The following is a 14,429-nucleotide window of genomic DNA, read 5'->3' as shown; positions in this document are numbered from 1 at the left end:
GTCCCCAGGGACGGGGGCCGGCGCGGTTGGAGTTGGGCTGTTTTAGGCGCGGGGGGGCATGCCAGGCAGCTCCACCAGACACTTCCGCAGCCAGCGCTGCAGGCCATCGCCCGCCAGCCGCGGCCCCACCCTCGGCAGGAGCTCAGGCCGCCCCTGCCGCACCACCGCCAGCAGTGGCACCTCCAGGCCGTAGCGGGCCTGGAGCTGGGGATCGTGATCCACATTCACCACCTCCAGTGGCGGAGGTGGCTCCAGGGCTCTCAGGCGTTCTTCCAAGCCATCGCACAGGCAGCAGCCGTCTCGGCTGTAGAGCAGCAGAGCCGGCCAGGGGGGCACGGGCAGGTTCACTCGGGCACCGGATCGCAACCACAGGGGGTGAAGGGATGGCAGCGCAGCAGACGCCTCAGGGTGAGCCAGCCACCCCGCCAGGGGCCATGGCGCTGGATCGCCTCAAGGCCATAGGCGCTGCAGCTGGGAATGAACCGGCAGCGGGGACCCAGCAGGGGCGAGAGCCAGCGGCGGTAGCCAGTGATCAGGGCGATCAGGGCAAACTGCAGCGCCTGGCTGAGGCCTGCGATGCCAACGGATAAGATCGACAACTGGCGTTGCACGACCGGAAGCCTGGAGGACGCCTCCAGCATGCTCCCCGGCAGGTCCGGCCCACGGGCTGGCCTGCGCTTCGTTCCAGAACCCCGTCCTCTGTTTCTGTCTGCATGTCTCGCTACCGCGGTCCTCGCCTGAGGGTGACGCGGCGCTTGGGAGACCTTCCCGGTCTCACCCGTAAGTCCGCCAAGCGGGCTTATCCCCCCGGTCAGCACGGCCAAGCCCGTCGCAAGCGCTCCGAATACGCCATCCGCCTCGAAGAAAAGCAGAAGCTTCGCTTCAACTACGGCATCTCCGAGCGCCAGCTCGTGCGCTACGTGAAGAAAGCGCGCGCCCAGGAGGGTTCCACCGGAACCAACCTGCTGAAGCTGCTGGAGAACCGCCTCGACAACATCTGCTTCCGCCTCGGCTTCGGCCCCACGGTGCCAGGTGCCCGCCAGCTGGTGAACCACGGCCACATCACCGTGAACGGCCGTGTTGTCGATGTGCCCAGCTACCAGTGCCGTGCCGGCGACGTGATCGTCGTGCGCGAACGCAAGGCCAGTCGCCAGCTGGCTGAAGGCAACCTGGAGTTCCCAGGCCTGGCCAACATCCCCCCCAACCTCGAACTCGACAAGAACAAGTTCACCGCCAAGGTCAACGGGCGGATCGAGCGCGAATGGGTCGCCCTGGAGATCAACGAACTGCTGGTTGTTGAGTTCTACAGCCGCAAGGTCTGAGTTCACCCCGCGTCTGAATCCGGCCCCTGGCTATGTGCCGGGGGCTTTTTCATGGCCCTGTTCCTGGCCCGCTTTATGTTCCGGTGATTGGCACCAACGCTGCCTCGATGTAGGAGTGCGGCCTCAGATCGGTGGCCAGGTAGTAGAGCACCAGCAGCTCCCCCCGGTGATTCTCGACCATCTGGGGATAACCCATGTCGTAGCTGAAGGGGTTGGCGCGGATCACCACCTCGGGTCCCCAGGTGCGGCCAAGATCGCCGCTGAGGCGCAGCAGCAGCTGCTGCTGGCTACGGTTCGCATAGGCGCAGGCCAGGCGTCCGTCGCGCAGCCGCACCAGTGCGCCGGGATTGCCGTTGTGGATTCCCGTCTGTGCGACACGGCCGAGCGACGACCAGCTGCTGCCGGCATCCTCGGAGGAGTAAGCCTCGATCCAGTTGGGCTTGTCCTCGCCGGCGCGTGGATCCTTGCGTCGCAGCACAGTGATCAGCGCGCCGCCACCCAGAGACACCAGTGACGGCATCACGGCGCGGTAGGGATCGCTCCAGGGAACCACCCAGGCGACAAAGCTGAACCGGCGACCACCGTCCTCGGTACTGGCCACGAAGGTCTTGTCGAGACGGCTGGCATGGCGGCCCAGCCGTGGATCCTGGGCGGAGAGCAAGACCTGGGCCGAGCGTTCGCCGGTGATCCGGTAGCAGGTGCGGGAGGTGAGCACCAGCCCCTTGAGCGCGGGCTCGCTCTCGAGGCCCTTGAAAGGGAACGGCCCGCGCCAGGACAGGCCACGATCCGAGGACACGAAAAAGCCGCCCAGCCGCTCCTCGCCTGAGCCGGAGTCTCCCGCCACCATCCGCAGCGCCAGATCCTGATCATCGAAACGGATCGGGGCTTCCAGCTGTTGCGGGCCGCCGGCTCGGCCCACGAACGGGGTCGGCGTTTCCGACGCCCAGCTCAGGCCTCCATCGCGAGACCGGGCCAGCCGGTTGATCTGGGGGCTGCCGATGCGGTGCCCCTCCTTCTCAACCCAGGGCACCTCGTTGTAGCCCACCAGGACTTCGCGGCCACCGTCCCATGACCAGCAGCCGTTGTTGGCCGGCCAGGCCAGAAAACGGCCCTCCTCACCGGCCGCCATGGCAAAACGGATGCCGGCGTCCCCCATGGATGTGCCGGTGGACCGGGGCTGGGCCCCGAGCCGGGGGGAAAACGCCAGCATCGACCCGACCGTCAGGCCACCAAGCCTGCGCAGCAGAACCCTCCTGGACAGAATCCCGCCGCTACCGGCGGAAGTGTCGCGCCGCGCTGACATAGGCCTCAGATCCCGATCAGGGCCTCCAGGGCAGCTGTCACATCGGCCTGGCGCATCAGAGCCTCGCCCACCAGCACAGCATCGGCACCGGCGCCCATCACCCGATCGAGATCATCCCGGCTGCCCAGCCCCGACTCGCTCACCAGCAGGGCGCCCTTCTGGCGCAGACGCTCCCCGTAGCGGGCCATCAACTCCTCGGTGGTGGCCAGGTCGGTGTGGAAGCTGGTGAGATCGCGGTTGTTGATGCCGACCATCTTCACCCCCTCAAGCGCCAGCGCCCGCTCCATCTCAGCGCCGTCGTGCACCTCCAGCAGCACCGCCAGGCCCAGGGCATGGGCCACCTTCAGCAGATAGGAGAGGTCCTGGTCGGTGAGGATGGCGGCGATCAGCAGGGCGGCATCGGCCCCGGCGGCGCGGGCCTGATACAGCTGGTAGGGGGTGAGGATGAAGTCCTTGCAAAGCAGGGGCAGCTCCACCGCCTGGCGCACCTCAACCAGCACCTCGAAGCCCCCCTGGAAGAAGGCCTTGTCGGTGAGCACCGAAAGGCAGCTCGCCCCGCCGGCCTGGTAGGCCCGGGCGATGGCCACGGGATCGAAGTCTTCGCGGATGACCCCCTTGCTCGGGCTTGCCTTCTTGACCTCGGCGATCACGGCCGGCTTGCGGCAACTGGAGCGCAGGGCCGCCACGAAGTCGCGGCAGGAGGGGAGATCGGCCACCTGCTGCTTGAGCTTCTCGAGGGGCACGCGATCGCGCGAGGCGGTCAGCTCACGATCCTTCTCCCAGAGAATCTCCTCGAGGATGTGGCGCGGGGCCGCCTCCTCATGGGGAATGCCGAATTGCAGGTGGGCCACCCGCACGGGCGGATTGGGCGGGCGACGACGGATCTCCAAGGACTGGCGGCAGTGGGCGCATTGCAGCGATCGTAGGAGCGGCGGGCCGTCAGACCGGGTTGATCAGACCAGGGTCGCGGCCGCCTGCTTGTAGGCCACCTCGACCACTTCACTCAGGGTGGGGTGGGTGTGCACCTCATGGGCCAGCTCGCGCACGCTCTGGCGGCGGGCCACGGCATTGGCGATCTCCTGAATCAGGTCGGCGGCATGGAGTCCGTAGATATGGGCTCCGAGCACTTCACCGCTGGAGCGGTTGAACAGCAGTTTCATCAGACCATCGCTTTCGAGCTCCGCCAGCGCCTTGGAATTGGCCTTGAAATAGCTGCGCACCAGCCCGAGCTCAAAGCCATCGGCGGCAGCGAGCTCCTTGGCGTCGGCTTCACTCAGGCCCACGGAGCTGATCTCAGGATGGGTGAAGGTGGCCGCCGGAATCGAGCGGTAATCGATCAGGCGCTGGTGGCCCAGGATGTTGTCCACGGCCACGCCCCCCTGGGCGGCGGCGGTGTGGGCCAGCATCATCTTGCCGGTCACATCGCCGACGGCCCAGAGATGGGGCACTGGGTTGCCATCCACCAGCACGCGCATCGCCTCATCCACCGGGATGAAGCCGCGGTTGGTGGTCACACCGACGCTGGCCAGGTTGAGGTCCTTGCTCACGGGCACGCGGCCGGTGGCCACCAGTACCGCATCCACCTCCAGGATCTCCACCGGCTCGCGGCTCGCCATCTCCACCAGCTCGATCCTCACCGGCGATCCAGGTGTGACCGACTTGGCGAGCACGCCTGAGCGGGCGTCGATATCGCGGCCATCGATCAAGTTACGGGCGGCGATCTTGGCGATGTCGGGATCGAAGGTGGGCATCACCCGATCGAGGGCCTCGATCATCGTGACCTCACAGCCCAGGGCGGTGTAGACGTCGGCGAACTCCAGACCGATGTAGCCGCTGCCGATGATCGCGATCCAGCGCGGCAGCCATTGCAGGCTGATGGCTTCATCGCTGGTGAAGACGGTGCGCCCGTCGGTTTCGATGCCGGGGGGGACGAAGGGGTCGGAACCGGTGGCGATGATCACGTCACGGGCGGAATACACCCGCTCGATGCCGCTGGCTTCTCGCACCGCCACACGCTGGGATCCCTCCAACCGTCCCTTGCCACGCAAAATCGTGGCACCGGCCCGCTCCAGTGTCTTGGTGAGGTTGGTGCGGATCGTGGCCACCAGCTGGTTGGCGTGGTCGGCGATCTTCTGGCGCTCGAAGCGCACCGGAGCCGCATGGATGCCGAAGCCGCGCAGGTGCTCGGCGTCCGCCAGTTCCCGCACCCGGCCGCTGGCGGCCAGCAGGGCCTTGGAGGGCACACAGCCCCGGTTCACGCAGGTGCCGCCCATGTCGCGCGACTCCACGATCGCGGTGCGCAGGCCATGGTCGGCGGCGTGCTTGGCGGCGTCAAAGCCGCCATAACCGGCACCGATCACGATCAGATCGAAGTCAAAGCTGGCTGCGCTGGCGTCGCTCACCTGGGCTGCTGCGGTTGTTGCCCCGCATTCTCCCCCGTCAGCTGACGCCAGCGCTCCAACAACAGCGGTGCGGCGGCCACCGCCACATTCAGGGATTCCACCGCCGCACTGTGGGGAATGGTGACCCGGTGGTTGCTGACCGCCAGCAGGTCTGGAGCGAGGCCCGCTCCCTCATTGCCGAGCAGAAGCACCGTGGGACGGGTCCAATCGAGCTGCCAGTAGGGCAGCCCGCCGGCAACCACCGAGGCCACCACCTGGGCGCCGCCCATGCGGGCGGACTCCAGACGCGGCAGCAACCGCTCGAACCGGCGGCAGGGCATGGCCAGGGCCGCGCCGGCCGAAGCGCGCAGCACCTTCGGCTGAAAGGGATCAGCGCCCTCCGCCAGCCAGATCTCCTCCACCCCGGCCGCCAGGGCAGTGCGCATCAGGGTGCCGAGGTTGCCGGGGTCCTGAAGGCGATCGAGCGCCAGCACGAACTCGACACGGGGGGAGGGCGGCAGCTCCGGCCACGGCAGCGTCAGCAGCACCCCATCGGGATGGGCGGTGGTGGCCATCGCCTCCAGCACCGGCTCAGCGACCGGTTGCAGCACGGAGGCCAGCCGGGGGTGGGCCTCCAGAAGCGAGCGGTGACGCTCGATCCAGCCAGGAGTGGCCAGCACCTGCCGGGGTGGCAGGTCCAGGCGCAGGGCCTCCTCCAACAGATGGGTACCCTCCAGCAGCAGCAGGCCCTGATCCCGGCGGCCGCGGGGCTGATGAAGGGCGCGACAGCGACCCACGAGTGGGTTACGGCGGCTGGTGATCAGCTCAGCTGTCCGGGTCACAGCAGCGGTCCCTTCGCTGGCCTCAGAACGACTGACGGCGGCGCACATGCATGGGGGCCTGGATCAGGATTCCGGCCTCCTCCAGATCGATGCCGCGGATCGAAGCCACCTCACCTTCGATGCCCTCGCTTCTGAGGTTGTCCACCAACCGACTCACCACAATGTCTTCGATGGTGGATTCATCCATGCCATCGGGGGTGAGACTTTCCAGAAATTTGCCGATCTTCTTGGCTACCACCTCAGAAGAATTAGTGATCTTGATAACAATCATGGGTGATGCGACACCACGGCTGGAAACACTGGCCCCGGCAAGGGGAGAGGGAAGCGTGGGCTGAACTGGGGGGAAAGTGCGGATGGGGAGACTTGAACTCCCACGACATTGCTGCCACTAGTACCTGAAACTAGCGCGTCTACCAATTCCGCCACATCCGCTGGCAGTGCCGCCAAGGCGACCAGAAGATCTTAAATCACGGAGGGCCGCCCTTCCTGCTCCAGGCCCTGAGCCGGAGGCGTCTTGTCGTGATCAGCCAGAGTTGCTACCAACCATGACAGTTCCTCGGGCGGACACCTAGACGGTCGCCGTCTTGGTTGTCAAGATTCTGGGACCAAAAGTCGGACCGAGCGCCATGACACTGACCGTCGTACCGACACCCATCTCCATTGTTGCCCCTCAGTTGGAGATCACGGGTGGACGACGGTTGTCCGGTGAAGTTCGGGTCAGCGGAGCCAAGAACTCCGCCCTGGTGCTGATGGCGGCCTGCCTGCTCAGCCGCGACACCCTGCGGCTGACCAACGTCCCCCCCCTGACCGACATCGCCGGCATGGGCGAGATCCTCACCGCGCTGGGTGTGCGCGTCAGACGGGGCCCAGACTGGGTTGAGCTCGACGCCAGCCACCTGAGCCAATCGACTCCCCCCTACGAGCTGGTGAACAGCCTGCGGGCGAGCTTCTTCTGCATCGGCCCCCTGCTGGCCCGGCTGGGCATGGCCAAGGTGCCCCTTCCAGGCGGCTGCAAGATCGGCTCCAGGCCGGTGATCGAGCATGTCAAGGGCCTCAAGACCCTGGGTGCCCAGGTGAGCATCGAGCATGGGGTGGTCTCGGCCGCAGTGCCGGGCCGCAGCCAAAGGCTTACCGGTGGACGCATCCACCTCGAATGCCCCAGCGTCGGCGCCACCGAAACACTGATGATGGCGGCTGCCCTGGCCGATGGCGAAACGGTGATCGAGAACGCCGCCCTCGAACCTGAGGTGGTGGATCTGGCCGGTCTGCTCAACGCCATGGGCGGACGAGTCCGGGGTGCCGGCACCCCCACGATCGTCATCGATGGGGTCGAGCGGATGCACGGCGCTGATTACGCCGTGATCCCCGATCGCATCGAAGCCGGCACCTTCCTGCTGGCCGCCGCCATCACTCGCTCTGCCCTGCGCGTCACCCCGGTGGTTCCCGAACATCTCGGTGCCGTGCTCACCAAGCTGGTTGATGCGGGCTGCGAGCTGATTCCCGACGGCGAAGGCATGACCCTGCGCGCCACGCACATCCAGGCCGTGGACCTGCGCACCCAACCCTTTCCCGGCTTTCCCACCGATCTGCAGGCCCCGTTCATGAGCGTGCTCGCCACCGCCCAGGGCACCAGCATGGTGGTGGAGAACATCTTCGAGAACCGCCTCCAGCACGTGGCTGAGCTGCAGCGCATGGGCGCCGACATCCGCATGCAGGGCAACACCGCCCTGGTGGAAGGGGTGGCCCGCCTCAGCGGCGCTCCCGTGCAGGGCACCGACCTGCGCGCCTCGGCCGCCATGGTGCTGGCCGGCCTGGCCGCCGATGGCATCACCACCGTTCAGGGCCTGGAGTTCCTCGATCGGGGCTACGCCGATTTCGAAGGCAAACTCAACGCGGTCGGCGCCTCGATCCGGCGCCTGGAGCCTTGAGCCTCTTCCTGCCCAAGTAAGCTGACTCCCGCGGGAGCGTGCCGGAATTGGTAGACGGACTCGACTCAAAATCGAGCGCCCTCGGGCATGTGGGTTCAAGTCCCACCGCTCCCATCACCCTGCCTCGGGCCAGCCAGCCGGCACACGAGTCGCAGAGTCCGCTGACTGTGTCCCACACCCCGCTTTCAGCGGTGATGGACACCTACGCCCGCCTGCCCCTGGAGCTTGTCAAAGGCCGGGGGGTGTGGGTGCGCGACCGGCAGGGGCGCCGTTACCTCGACTGTGTGGCCGGGATTGCCACTTGCACGCTCGGCCACAGCGATGGGGTGATGCGCCGGGCCCTCAGCAAACAACTGGGCCGACTTCAGCACGTCTCCAACCTCTACCGAATCCCCGAGCAGGAGGAACTGGCCCGCTGGATCGTGGGGCGCAGCTGCGCAGATCGCGTCTTCTTCTGCAATTCCGGCGCCGAAGCCAACGAAGCCGCCATCAAGCTGGCCCGTAAGCACGGCCATCAGGTCCGCGGAATCGAGCGCCCGCTGATCCTCACGGCCCAGGCCAGTTTTCATGGCCGCACCCTCGCCACCGTGAGCGCCACCGGCCAGCCCAAGTACCACCAGGGCTTCGAGCCGATGGTGGAGGGGTTTCACTTTTTCCCCTACAACGACACCTCCGCCTTTGAAGCGCTGCTGAGCCGCAGCGAAGCCGACGGTCCCCGCGTGGCGGCCGTGATGCTGGAGCCCCTGCAGGGAGAAGGGGGCGTCAACCCCGGTGATCCGGCCTTCTTCCAGCGGGTGCGCCAGCTCTGTGACCAGCACCGCATCCTGCTGATCTTCGATGAGGTGCAGATCGGCATGGGCCGCAGCGGTTGCCTCTGGGGCTACGAAAAGCTGGGCGTCGAGCCTGATGCCTTCACCACGGCCAAGGGACTGGGCGGGGGCTTCCCGATCGGCGCCCTGGCCGTGAAGCAGGCCTTCGATCACTTCCGTCCCGGCGACCACGCCAGCACCTTCGGGGGCAACCCCCTCGCCTGCCGTGCCGCCCTCACCGTGGCCCAGGAGCTGGAGCGGCGACTGCTGGTGCCCCACGTGCAGCGGATGGGCGAGCTGCTGCAGCAGTTGCTGGCTGAGCTGGTGAGCCGCCACCCCCAGCTCCTGGAGGGGGTGCGCGGCTGGGGCCTGCTCCAGGGCCTGGTGTTGCGCCCGGAAGCACCGACCGCCCCCCAGATCGTGCTGTCGGCGATCGAGAAGGGCTTGCTGGTGGTGCCCGCTGGTCCAAGGGTGGTGCGGCTGGTGCCGCCCCTGGTGATCAAGCCCCGCCAGCTTCGCCAGGCCGTGGCGCTGCTGGAGCACTCCCTGCTGGCACTCAGCCAGAACATCTGAGCTCAGGCCGCCTGGACCAGCCATCGATCCGGTGCCAGCTATCGATCCTTTGGGAGCCATCGATTCATTCGCCGACCTGATCGAGCCGTTCAGCCGCCATGGCGTTGATCTGGGCCTGGAGCGCATGCGCAGCGCCCTGGCGGAACTGGGCCATCCCGAGCGCCGCTTCGCGGCGGTGCAGGTGGCGGGCACCAACGGCAAGGGATCAATCTGCACCTTGGTGCACTCGGCCCTGCTGGCCAGTGGCCTGTGCGCCGGGCTTTACACCTCTCCTCACCTGGTTAGCTGGTGCGAGCGGATCCGGTTGGGTGACCAACCGATCGCTGCCCCAGAGCTGCGCAGGCTGCTGAGCGATCTGCAGCCCCTGGCCCGCCGCCACGATCTCACCCCCTTCGAGCTGGTGACCGTGGCGGCCTTCCAGGCCTTCGCCGACGCCGGGCTCGATCTGGTGGTGCTGGAAGTGGGCCTGGGGGGAAGGCTGGATGCCACCACAGTCCATCCCGAGCGCCAGGTGCTGGGATTCGCCGCGATCGGCATGGACCATGCGGAGGTGCTCGGCTCCACCATCGCGGCCATCGCCGCGGAGAAGGCGGGGATCCTTAGCCCAGGCAGCCTGGCAGTGAGCGGCCCCCAGGAGCCAGAGGCCGCTTACGTGCTGCGCCGGCGCGCCGTTGAAAGCGGCAGCACCTTGCTCTGGGTCGACCCGCTCAGCACGAACGAAGGGGATCTGGTGGCAGGCCAACTGCGCTGGCGCAGTGGCCTGCCCGGCCTGGTCCAGCGCCACAACGCAGCTGTGGCTCTCGGCCTGGTGCGGGGCCTGCGCCAGCGGGGCTGGAGGATCCCAGATCAGGCGATCGTTGAGGGGTTTGAGAACGCCCGCTGGCCGGCGCGGCTGCAAGCGGTGCTCTGGCAGGGGCACCCCCTGCTGCTGGATGGGGCTCACAACCTGCCGGCAACCCAGGCCCTGCGGCGGGAACTGGATCAGGCCGAGGCCGCCGGGCACCGACGCTGCTGGGTGCTGGGGGTGCTGGCCAACAAGCCGGCGCCAGCGATGGTCCGGGCCCTGCTGGCCCCATCCGATCGGGCCTGGCTGGTCCCGGTGCCTGAGCATCCCTGCTGGAGCCTGGAGGCGCTGCTGGCAGCGGCACCCGAGCTGAGCGGACGCCTGGAGGCGAGCGCCTCTCTGACTGAGGCCCTTGGCAACGCCACAGCCAATGCCGGCGGACGGACGGTGGTCGTTGCGGGATCGCTTTACCTGATCGGTGCCCTGATCCGTTCAGGCAGCCTCCAGGAATCGGGGTGATCCGGGAGAGAGTGGAGAGAGCATCCCGCAGCAGCGTCATGACCCCTGCCACGCGCCTGATTCAGCCCCGGGGGATACACGACCAGCACGACCAGCACCACCAACAAATCCAGCACCGACGCCACCAACGCGGCTGGCCTGGGGCTCTGACTCTTGTGGCGCTGGCCCTGCTGGCGACCTCACTGCTGGGCGGCTCCTGGATCTCTGCCGCCTTCGCCCTCGAGTCGAGCGCGGGAGGGGGAGTGCAGGATCTCGCCCTGGTTCAGGACCGGGTCGATTACACCCTCACCAATCAGGACGGCAAGGATTTCAGCGGACAGCAGCTTGCCAACAGCTCCTTTGCAGGGGTGACGGCCCGGGATGCCGATTTCAGTGGCGCGGATCTTCACGGGGCGATCCTCACCCAGGCCTCCTTTCTGCGCTCAGACTTCAGCGGTGCCGATCTCTCCGATGCCCTCATGGATCGGGCTGACTTCAGCGGCACCGACCTGAGCGGAGCCCTGCTGCGGGGCGTGATAGCCGCCGGCAGCAGCTTCAGCGATGCCGTGATCGATGACGCTGACTTCAGCGATGCCCTGCTTGATCGCTCAGATCAGCGGATCCTCTGCCGCCGGGCCCAGGGCACCAATCCCACCACGGGAGTCAGCACCCGCCTGAGCCTCGACTGTCCTTAGACCATTCAGCGTTCGCTCCAGCCCCGCAACTTGCCGGGGTTGAGCAGACCCGCCGGGTCATAGGTGTGCTTGGCCGCCACCTGGTCGGCGTCGATCACCCCCAGACCCCCGTCCTCCACCGTGAACACGTGGGGGTTGAACAGCAAGGCCCCCAGCTGCCGCGCCTGCTCCATCAACTCCAGCAGCGCCTCGGGGCCGCGCCAGCGCACCAGAGGCAGGGCTGCAAGCCGCTGGCAGCCCTGCTGGCGGACGGCTTCAAGATGCCAGAGCAGATCATCCCCCCAGTTTTGCTTGAGGGCTTCGAGCGCCGGGGCCTCCGGTTGGGGGAGGAGCATCTGCAGGTAGGTCCAGCCGGGGTCATGGGCCCGCATGTGCAGGGTGGTGTGGTTCCAGCAGAGTTCCCGCAGGGGCACTCCGCGGCATCCCCGCTCAGGCGCCTGCCAGACCAGCCGCCCGCCCATCGCCCGAAGCAGGGGCTCCAGGGCCGGCAGGGCGTCGGGTGCAGCCAGCAGCAGCAGGCGATGGCCATGGCCCTCCGGGCAGGGCAGATTCCTCGCCACCGCCGCTTCCAGCAGGCAGAGGCCGTTCAGGAGCAGGGCCGTGGCGGGCAGGGCGCGGATCGCCGCAACCGCCGCCGTCCAGCTGCTGAAGTCGATCACCAGCTGCTGCCAGGGCACCGCCGGGGCCGTGGCCACGGTCACCGCCGTGAGAATTCCGTTGCTGCCGTAGGCATGGTTGAGGGGGGCACTGGCACTGGCATCGAGCTGCAGCAACCTGGGCTCCGGCTCCACCGTGACCACCTCCAGGCCCAGCAGATTGCCGGGGTCGCGCAGGAAACCCCAGCGCACCGAGCCGATGCCGCCTGAACCTCCGGCGATGAACCCTCCCAGGCTGGCGCTGCGGCGGGTGCTGGGGGTGAGGCGCAACTCCCGCCCATGGGGGGCGAGCTGCTGCTCCAGGTCGGCCAGCAGGCAGCCCGCCTCCGCGGTCAGCACCCCACTGAGGGAATCCAGCTGCCGCACCCGCTTGAGGCCGCTGAGGTCGAGCACCACCCCCCCGGCCAGGGGGACGCACTGGCCGTAGTTGCCGGTGCCGCTTCCCCGCAGCGTGATCGGCACACGATGACGGGCGCAGGCTCCTGCCACCAGTTGCACCTGCTCGGTGCTGCTGGCCTTGACCACCAGTTGGGCCAGCCTGTCCTGCAGCAGGGGCGTCAGCACCGGGGAGTAGCTGAAAAAATCCCGGGAGAGCCGCTCCAGCTCAGACCCGGAGCGAATCAGCACCAGCCCCTTGCCGGCTTCCCCGGCAGAGGTGGCAGAGGCGGCGGCCGCGGAACTCAGCTCGGCCACCAGAGCCTCGAGCTGGGCTTGCGTGGGCGGCGCAGGGAGATCGTCTGGCAGCTGGGTGGCAATGGCCAGGGCAGGTTGCCTGGTGACTGGATCGAGGGGCAAAGCGACCGAAGCGGCGAACGGCAGGCAGGGGACCTCACCTCCATCCGGTCTACTCAGCCCCGCCGGGCACAGCCACGGCCATGGCCTCCAGCCATCATCTCCAGCTGTGCTGCCAGCTCCGACGGCGCCGGAGCTGGCAGCCACTGGCCAGCGCGCAGCACCCGCCGCTGGGGAGAACGGGCCAGCAGCTCACTCCAGCTGCCGGCGGCGATCACCACCAGATCAGCGGGTGCCCCGGGGCGCAGCACCCCGTCCCACTCCAGACCCATCAATCGGGAGGCAGATGTGGTGAACGGGGCCAGCCCCTGCCGTTGCCAGGGGGCCAGATGGGCCGCCGGCAGGCAGAAGCGCAACAGCTCCAGCGGGTCGAAATCCCCGCCCGGATGCCAGGGGTCCTGAACGTTGTCGCCCCCCACCGCCACCGTGACGCCGGCGCGCTGCAGCTGGCGGATCGGGGCCAGGGGCCGGGTGGCCGGGGTGTCTTCAGCGTGATGCCCCAGCAGCCAGAGGTTGGTGGGGGGCAGGGCCACCACCGAAAGGCCCGCGTCCGCCATGGCGTCTGCGAGCCGGCGCAGGCGCGGAGCCCTCAACTGCGACATCGAGCAGCTGTGACTGCAGGTGACCGGCACGCCGATGCGGTGCCGCCGCACCAGCCTGGCCACCAGAGCCACTCCCGCCCCGCCCCCCTCGCCGCTTTCATCGACGTGCAGATCCACCGGAGCCCCCAGGCTGTCCGCCAGCTGGAGCAGGGCCAGCAGCCCTTCCCCATCGGCACTGCTGGGGGCCTGGGGGGCGCCCAGCACACCCCCCAGCAGCACCGATCCCCGCGGACCGCGGCTGACGAGCCAGCGGGCCAGGGCGCCTCCCGCGGCCGTGCCCCAGTGCCGCACCGGCACCAGAGCCACCAGCTGCAGCGCCAGCCGTGGCGCCCAGCGACGTTGCAGCTGCAGCAATCCCTCCCATCCCGGCTCGGCGCCGGGACCGAGGCTGTCGATGTGGCTGCGCACGGCTCTCAGGCCGTAGCGCCAGGCCCGCTCCAGGGCTCGCTCACCCCGCTCCAAGACCTGCTTGAGGTTGCGTTCCTGGTGCTCGGCCAGGTTGGCCGCCAGAGCCCCTTGCATCGTGCCCGCCGGGTTCGGATGCCGCTCCCAGCTGAAGGCCTTGTCGAGGTGGGCATGGGGCTCCACCAGGGGGGTCAGTGCCAGCGGCAACTGCTCCCCATCAGCGCGTAGATGGGTCTCGATCGCCGTGATCCGCCCATGCTGGTGGATCAGACGCACGGCCACCAGACCACCCGCATCTGCCGGGGGCAGATCAAGCCGCTGGGGATCGATCAGGGCACGCGGCAGCAGCAGTGGCGGCAGCGACTCGGCCGCGCTCACCACGGCCCACGATCAGATGGGGCGCTCTCAGGGTCGTTGTCGCTGGAGGTGCTCAGGATCTTGAAGCGCCCGGCGGCCGCCAGCGTGAGCACGCGATAGATAGGGAGCTCGAGAAACGGCAACACCGAAGGGCCTCCGATCTGGGTGCGGTAGAGGCTGAACAGTCCGAAGTTCTGCCGCCGGGTGCTGCGCCGGGCCAGGTCACCAAGCACCTTGTGCTGACTGCGAATCAACTCAGGACAGTTCTGGATCGCCAGTTTGAGGGGCATAGGCAGGCGATTGACGCAGACCTCCTCCACCGCCAGTTCAGCCAGCTGGTCACCCGCGAAGCTCTCGAACTCATCCAGCCCGGGATTGGTGAAGACCAGGGCAACCCCGCTGACCCCTCCCGCCACGGCCAGAGCGGTGCACCAGCGGGCAAGGCGAACTGAGGAGGCGGGCCGCAAGGCGAGGGTGCAAGG

At 68.1% G+C, this 14,429-nt stretch carries 15 protein-coding genes and 2 tRNA genes; 6 read left to right on the top strand and 11 right to left on the bottom strand.

What is annotated here, in order from left to right; genetic code table 11:
* Positions 1-42: 42 nt before the first annotated feature.
* Entirely contained in the window at positions 43-348 is a 306-nt protein-coding gene (locus KBY77_RS03090; RefSeq protein WP_255102137.1) for a glutaredoxin family protein, read from the bottom strand.
* Complete coding sequence (gene yidD / locus KBY77_RS03085) at positions 345-641, bottom strand: membrane protein insertion efficiency factor YidD (RefSeq protein ID WP_255102136.1); 297 nt, start codon at positions 639-641, stop codon at positions 345-347. Before yidD ends, KBY77_RS03090 begins: the two co-directional genes overlap by 4 nt.
* A 72-nt stretch (positions 642-713) precedes the next feature.
* Here yidD and rpsD point away from each other — a divergent pair, with 72 nt between their 5' ends.
* On the top strand, positions 714-1,322 hold the full coding sequence (gene rpsD, locus KBY77_RS03080; RefSeq protein WP_094554269.1) for a 30S ribosomal protein S4: 609 nt from the start codon (positions 714-716) through the stop codon (positions 1,320-1,322).
* A gap of 73 nt (positions 1,323-1,395) precedes the next feature.
* On the opposite strand, the gene KBY77_RS03075 is transcribed toward rpsD, so the two are convergent.
* The 6 genes from KBY77_RS03075 to KBY77_RS03050 all read right to left on the bottom strand — a co-directional run bounded on the left by KBY77_RS03075 (position 1,396) and on the right by KBY77_RS03050 (position 6,280).
* Positions 1,396-2,532 carry a sialidase family protein gene (locus KBY77_RS03075; protein WP_255102135.1) on the bottom strand — a complete coding sequence of 379 codons (1,137 nt, stop codon included), beginning with the start codon at positions 2,530-2,532 and terminating at the stop codon, positions 1,396-1,398.
* A 98-nt stretch (positions 2,533-2,630) separates the two neighbouring features.
* Entirely contained in the window at positions 2,631-3,515 is an 885-nt protein-coding gene (gene trpC / locus KBY77_RS03070; protein ID WP_255102134.1) for an indole-3-glycerol phosphate synthase TrpC, read from the bottom strand.
* 63 nt (positions 3,516-3,578) lie between these two features.
* On the bottom strand, positions 3,579-5,027 hold the full coding sequence (gene lpdA, locus KBY77_RS03065) for a dihydrolipoyl dehydrogenase (protein WP_255102133.1): 1,449 nt from the start codon (positions 5,025-5,027) through the stop codon (positions 3,579-3,581).
* Positions 5,024-5,896 carry an RNA methyltransferase gene (locus KBY77_RS03060; protein WP_261351793.1) on the bottom strand — a complete coding sequence of 291 codons (873 nt, stop codon included), beginning with the start codon at positions 5,894-5,896 and terminating at the stop codon, positions 5,024-5,026. The genes lpdA and KBY77_RS03060 overlap by 4 nt, the downstream gene beginning before the upstream one ends.
* Positions 5,871-6,119 carry a hypothetical protein gene (locus tag KBY77_RS03055; RefSeq protein ID WP_255102131.1) on the bottom strand — a complete coding sequence of 83 codons (249 nt, stop codon included), beginning with the start codon at positions 6,117-6,119 and terminating at the stop codon, positions 5,871-5,873. The genes KBY77_RS03060 and KBY77_RS03055 overlap by 26 nt, the downstream gene beginning before the upstream one ends.
* A 77-nt stretch (positions 6,120-6,196) precedes the next feature.
* Positions 6,197-6,280, bottom strand: a tRNA-Leu gene (locus KBY77_RS03050).
* Between the two features lie 194 nt (positions 6,281-6,474).
* On the opposite strand from KBY77_RS03050, the gene murA reads away from it, so the two are divergent.
* From murA to KBY77_RS03025, 5 genes are all read left to right on the top strand, one after another.
* On the top strand, positions 6,475-7,776 hold the full coding sequence (murA, locus tag KBY77_RS03045; RefSeq protein WP_255102130.1) for a UDP-N-acetylglucosamine 1-carboxyvinyltransferase: 1,302 nt from the start codon (positions 6,475-6,477) through the stop codon (positions 7,774-7,776).
* A gap of 32 nt (positions 7,777-7,808) precedes the next feature.
* A tRNA-Leu gene (locus KBY77_RS03040) sits at positions 7,809-7,890 on the top strand.
* Positions 7,891-7,970: 80 nt separating this feature from the next.
* Positions 7,971-9,158, top strand: coding sequence for an aspartate aminotransferase family protein (locus tag KBY77_RS03035; protein WP_255102442.1), 1,188 nt, complete (start codon positions 7,971-7,973; stop codon positions 9,156-9,158).
* Positions 9,159-9,189: 31 nt separating this feature from the next.
* The gene (locus tag KBY77_RS03030) at positions 9,190-10,461 is read left to right on the top strand and encodes a folylpolyglutamate synthase/dihydrofolate synthase family protein (RefSeq protein ID WP_255102129.1); all 1,272 of its coding nucleotides are present in this window, start codon (positions 9,190-9,192) and stop codon (positions 10,459-10,461) included.
* A gap of 38 nt (positions 10,462-10,499) precedes the next feature.
* A complete protein-coding gene (locus KBY77_RS03025) occupies positions 10,500-11,135 on the top strand; it encodes a pentapeptide repeat-containing protein (protein WP_255102128.1) in 636 nt (211 codons plus the stop codon).
* 5 nt (positions 11,136-11,140) lie between these two features.
* Here KBY77_RS03025 and KBY77_RS03020 read toward each other — a convergent pair whose 3' ends face one another.
* Genes KBY77_RS03020 through KBY77_RS03010 form a run of 3 tightly spaced genes read right to left on the bottom strand, consistent with a single transcriptional unit; the run spans position 11,141 to position 14,414 of the window.
* On the bottom strand, positions 11,141-12,586 hold the full coding sequence (locus KBY77_RS03020; RefSeq protein ID WP_255102127.1) for an FAD-binding oxidoreductase: 1,446 nt from the start codon (positions 12,584-12,586) through the stop codon (positions 11,141-11,143).
* 53 nt (positions 12,587-12,639) lie between these two features.
* Positions 12,640-13,971: an amidohydrolase family protein gene (locus KBY77_RS03015; protein ID WP_255102126.1), complete on the bottom strand. Its 1,332-nt coding sequence runs from the start codon at positions 13,969-13,971 to the stop codon at positions 12,640-12,642.
* Positions 13,965-14,414 carry a DUF4359 domain-containing protein gene (locus tag KBY77_RS03010; protein WP_255102125.1) on the bottom strand — a complete coding sequence of 150 codons (450 nt, stop codon included), beginning with the start codon at positions 14,412-14,414 and terminating at the stop codon, positions 13,965-13,967. Before KBY77_RS03010 ends, KBY77_RS03015 begins: the two co-directional genes overlap by 7 nt.
* Positions 14,415-14,429: the final 15 nt, after the last annotated feature.

Source organism: Synechococcus sp. Cruz-7E5 (assembly GCF_024345995.1).
Taxonomy (GTDB): domain Bacteria; phylum Cyanobacteriota; class Cyanobacteriia; order PCC-6307; family Cyanobiaceae; genus Regnicoccus_A.
This window is presented reverse-complemented; position numbering and strand designations above follow the sequence as displayed.

Bases quoted from the DNA above. Each gene is read 5' to 3' on its own strand.
- yidD (WP_255102136.1), bottom strand. From the start codon at position 641: ATGCTGGAGGCGTCCTCCAGGCTTCCGGTCGTGCAACGCCAGTTGTCG.
- rpsD (WP_094554269.1), top strand. From the start codon at position 714: ATGTCTCGCTACCGCGGTCCTCGCCTGAGGGTGACGCGGCGCTTGGGA.
- KBY77_RS03075 (WP_255102135.1), bottom strand. From the start codon at position 2,532: ATGCTGGCGTTTTCCCCCCGGCTCGGGGCCCAGCCCCGGTCCACCGGC.
- KBY77_RS03060 (WP_261351793.1), bottom strand. From the start codon at position 5,896: ATGTGCGCCGCCGTCAGTCGTTCTGAGGCCAGCGAAGGGACCGCTGCT.
- KBY77_RS03055 (WP_255102131.1), bottom strand. From the start codon at position 6,119: ATGATTGTTATCAAGATCACTAATTCTTCTGAGGTGGTAGCCAAGAAG.
- murA (WP_255102130.1), top strand. From the start codon at position 6,475: ATGACACTGACCGTCGTACCGACACCCATCTCCATTGTTGCCCCTCAG.
- KBY77_RS03035 (WP_255102442.1), top strand. From the start codon at position 7,971: ATGGACACCTACGCCCGCCTGCCCCTGGAGCTTGTCAAAGGCCGGGGG.
- KBY77_RS03025 (WP_255102128.1), top strand. From the start codon at position 10,500: ATGACCCCTGCCACGCGCCTGATTCAGCCCCGGGGGATACACGACCAG.